Annotated in this window: 4 protein-coding genes and 1 pseudogene; all 5 read right to left on the bottom strand. The window is 38.0% G+C overall.

The features are described from left to right. Window positions 1-256: pseudogene (locus AC1DSB_RS14900) on the bottom strand (oligopeptide ABC transporter substrate-binding protein); the annotation flags it as partial. A 16-nt stretch (window positions 257-272) separates the two neighbouring features. Then, entirely contained in the window at window positions 273-1,148 is an 876-nt protein-coding gene (locus tag AC1DSB_RS14895) for an ABC transporter permease (protein WP_051123219.1), read from the bottom strand. 66 nt (window positions 1,149-1,214) lie between these two features. Then, window positions 1,215-2,180 (bottom strand): oligopeptide ABC transporter permease, encoded by a 966-nt coding sequence (gene opp4B, locus AC1DSB_RS14890; protein WP_477587000.1) that lies wholly within the window; start codon window positions 2,178-2,180, stop codon window positions 1,215-1,217. 12 nt (window positions 2,181-2,192) lie between these two features. Further along, complete coding sequence (locus AC1DSB_RS14885) at window positions 2,193-3,119, bottom strand: ABC transporter ATP-binding protein (RefSeq protein WP_477586999.1); 927 nt, start codon at window positions 3,117-3,119, stop codon at window positions 2,193-2,195. Beyond that, window positions 3,106-4,125, bottom strand: coding sequence for an ABC transporter ATP-binding protein (locus AC1DSB_RS14880; protein WP_477586998.1), 1,020 nt, complete (start codon window positions 4,123-4,125; stop codon window positions 3,106-3,108). The genes AC1DSB_RS14885 and AC1DSB_RS14880 overlap by 14 nt, the downstream gene beginning before the upstream one ends. Window positions 4,126-4,490 lie beyond the last annotated feature (365 nt).

The raw sequence follows: 4,490 nt of genomic DNA, 5'->3' as shown, positions 1-4,490 counted from the left end.
AGAATACATAGTTCAAAGTACCTTCAAACGGTGTATCAGAAATCAAACCGTAGTTTAATGAACCATCTTTAACTGCTTCGTCTTTAGCAGAAACTTTTGTTGGGAAAGCTAAATCGATTTTGTTTTCATCTCCCCCAGCTTCTTCATTGTCTTTCTCTGGATCTTTCTCGCTACCTTTCTCTTTACCAGTACAAGCTGCTAAAAAGGCGCTTAGTACAAGCATCAAACAAAGTAACAACAGTGAACTTTTCTTCATTTTTCTTCCTCCCTTTTTATGTCAATCTTTGTCTTGCATCAGCCGCACGTTTTAACGCTTGACCGATGAAATTTATACACAGCATGATTACTAATATCAGTAATGATGCAGGTAACCAAACCCACCATCTATTTTCGATGACTTCTGGATTACTGGCGTACGCTACTAATGTTCCAAGTGAAGGGACACTTTCAGGTAAACCGAATCCGAGATAAGTTAATCCAGTTTCAATTCCAATATTACCTGCCAACGTTAACGTCATGTTTACGATAATAATAGAGCTCAAATTTGGTAACACTTCAAACATCATAATTTTCCAGTTTGGTGTTCCAAGAGTTTTTGAAGCATTTACGTAATCCAGTTCGCGTTCAGCAAGTGTCTTGGATCTGATTAATCGCGCTTTACCTGTCCATAAGAATAGAGACAGGATCGCGATGAACGTATAGACGTTGAACACAGGTACAACTGTTATCAATACGATAATAATCATCAAGAAAGGTAGGATGATGATGAAATCGATGAAACGCATAATAATATTATCTACAGCACCCCCGAAGTAACCGGCAATCAATCCTACCGTTAATCCGATTATTGCCGAAATTAACGTGATGACCACTCCGATGGTAATGGAATTCTTTGCTCCAATGATTAACGTGCCAAAAACATCACGTCCGCCATAATCTGTACCAAGCCAATTGGCAGCAGAAGGTTCAGCATAAATGTTAAAAACATCAATTCTTCTGATTTCCTCTAAGTCAAGAAAATACGATCCTATATACACCGTCAACAAAATACCGCTTAATAAGATAAGTGAAAAAAGCGCCATCTTATCATGTTTAATTTCACGCCACATCGTTTTGGCTAATGAAGTGTGCGTACTTTTAGATTTCATTGCACCCGTTACGGGCGTTTCATTTCCCATATTTACTGTCATTTTTCTCTCTCCAATCTAGTATCCTCAATCGATGCGAATTCTTGGGTCCACCCAACTTAGAATAATATCGGATAGCATGGTGCCGACAATTGCAGCAATACCTGATATTAATACTAGGATTGTTACGACACTAAAATCTCGTGAACTGATTGATGATAAAAAGAGTTGGCCCAATCCTGGGTAACTGAAGATTGATTCTAAGAATATGGAGCCGCCTATTAATCCAGTAATTTCATAGCCTAGAAAAGCAGCAATCGGTAATAATGAGTTGCGTAATATGTGCTGCGTATAAACTTTACGTTCTGGTACACCTTTTGCACGTGYAGTTTTGACGAAGTCTTTAATTTTTGTATCAATAATTTCATTTCTTAAGTACTGGATTGTACCGAATGTAGCGAGTAATGCACCAGCCATTGTTGGTAACACTAAATGCTCTGCCTTACTTAAGACATATTCGAAAGTTCCTTTATCAGCCCTAATGTCGACCGAACCACCTATTGGGAACCACTGGAGTACAAAGCCAAAGATAAACAATAAGATTAAGGCAAATACGAATAATGGTGTGGCAAACGACAAATAGTTATACCAGACAATAATTTTATCCGCCCACGAATCTGTCCACCTACCGGCTATAATTCCGAGTGGAATGGCAATTAAGTAACTAACAATTAAAATACTTGCAGATAACAAGAGAGTATTACCCACTCGGTCACCGATCAAGTTTGTTACCTTTTGTTGGTAGACTGCTGATTTACCAAAATCACCTTGGACGGCATTACCAATCCATCGGGTATATTGAACATGCCATGGATCATTAAGGCCAGCTTTTTCACGCAGTTCCACAATTCGTTCCGGATCAACATCCCCTGCACCGAGTTTTCCAGTCAATGCGTCCCCAGGCATTGCTTTTGCTAAAAGAAAGATTAAAACACTGAGTATGAATATTTGAGGAATCATAATCAATGTCCGGCGAAAAATAAACTTTAACATTGTTATGTCCTCCTATTGCATCGCAACTGAGTGCGTGTCTGTAATTTTCTTTAAACCGTAAGAACGACCATCTTGATCGAAAAATTGATCTCTAGTTTGTCTGTACTCTTCCGCAATTTGTTGGCGAATCAACGTCTTTTCTTTGCGATGTCCTGTTTCCATTTCTGGAATAGCCGCAATCAAACGTTTTGTATAGATATGTTGTGGATTGTTGTAAATTTCTTCGCTTGTCCCTTCTTCAACAAATTGACCGCGATACATAATTCCCATTCGATCGCACATATGACGAATAATGCCAAGATCGTGACTGATGAATAAGTACGTAAGGTTAAATTCTTTTTGGATGTCCTGCATGAAGTTCAAAACCTGAGCTTGTACCGAAACATCCAATGCCGACACCGGTTCATCTGCAATAATTAATTTCGGATTTAACATTAAAGCTCTGGCAATCCCTATACGTTGACGCTGTCCACCTGAAAACTCATGCGGATATTTATAAATAGCTTCTGGGTTCAACCCCACTCGTTCAATGACAAACTGTACGCGTTTGCGCTCTTCATCTGGTGATAACCGTTCGAAGTTACGAATCGGTTCTGCAACAATATCAAGTACACGCTTCCTTGAATTCAGTGATGAATAAGGATCCTGGAAAATCATTTGAATGTCTTTTGTATATTTGCGGCGATCACTTTTTGACAACTTGGTCAAATCTGTTCCATCAAATAAAATTTCACCCGAAGTGGCTTTATTCAATCCGATGATTGTACGTCCCGTAGTCGTTTTCCCACAACCAGATTCACCTACAAGACCATATGTTTCACCTGCTTGAAGATTAAAGCTGACGCCGTCGACTGCACGTACATGATCTTTTACGGTTTTGAAAACCCCACCGCGAATTGGATAATGTATTTTTAAATCGTTCACTTTAAGTAAGGACATAGTGTTTTTCTCCTGTTTTCCCTTCTGGGAAGTAGAAATTACGATAGCATGAGCAACGCACCCAGTGATTCGGTTCTACTTCTTCCAAAACGGGATTCTCTTGATGTTCTTCCTCACCGACCCATTCGATTCGAGGAGCAAAACGACAACCAGTTCTCTTTAGATTTTGAATCGATGGGACTACCCCATCAATTACGTGCAAACGACCTTTGTTTGAAAAATTACTTGGGATTGAATTCAATAAAGATCGTGTGTATGGATGAAGCGGATTCGACAGGATTGTATCCACAGCTGCCACTTCAACAATTTGACCAGCATACATAACTGCTACTCGGTCTGCCATTTCGGCTACAACTCCCAAGTCATGTGTAATCAGGATAATGCCAGCCTTTGTATCTTCCTGGAGTGTTTTCATCAAATCCATAATTTGTGCCTGAATTGTTACATCCAATGCGGTTGTTGGTTCATCCGCTATCAATAGCTTTGGCTCGCAAGCAAGAGCAATCGCTATGACAACACGTTGTCTCATTCCACCTGATAATTCATGAGGATATTGTGTATAAACGCGTTCTACGTTTGGAATGCCCACTTTCCCAAGTAACTCATGCGCCTTTTTTTTACGCTGTCTCCCTGGAAGTTTCGTATGATACTTCATGGACTCTTCAATTTGTTTCCCGATGCGCACTAATGGATTCAGAGCTGTCAAAGGATCTTGAAAAATCATACCAATATCATTCCCGCGGATTTTGTTCAAATTCGCATCGTTTAAACGCAATAAGTTTTGACTATTATAATTAACTTCACCATCTAATTTTGTTCGTTTTTTTGTATGAAGCCCCATAATGGAAAGAGCTAATGCGCTTTTCCCACATCCCGACTCACCAACAATCGCTAGTACTTCGTTTTCATTTACTGTCAACGTGACATCATCAACCGCTGCATAATACTGCTCTTTAATCTTAAAAGATGTTGAAAGATTGCGAATATTTAACACAGGATTACTCAAATTAACGCCTCCCACATGTTGGTTTATCTTAGCTGAATAGTATGTATTAGTTCGTTTTATCAGAAAAGTCGAACACTTTTTAAAAATATACAATATCTTTCCAAATGTTACAACAATTATTTTTATATTAAATTTACTCATACTGTGTTTAAAGTATGAATGACACGTAAATTAAATAATCATTATTATTAAATTTAGTTATTTTAATATAGTTATAATTTTAGTTGAATTGATATATATAGCCTTTTTATTGAGAATTTTAATATATCGCAGTAAATAATATTTAATTCGTTCATTTGATATGCATATAAAGTTTTTCTACTAAGTAACCATTGAAATTGTTTTCGTCTCCCTAATATTTCGAC

The sequence above is a fragment of the Paenisporosarcina sp. P4_E4_2 genome (assembly GCF_056401595.1).
This window is presented reverse-complemented; position numbering and strand designations above follow the sequence as displayed.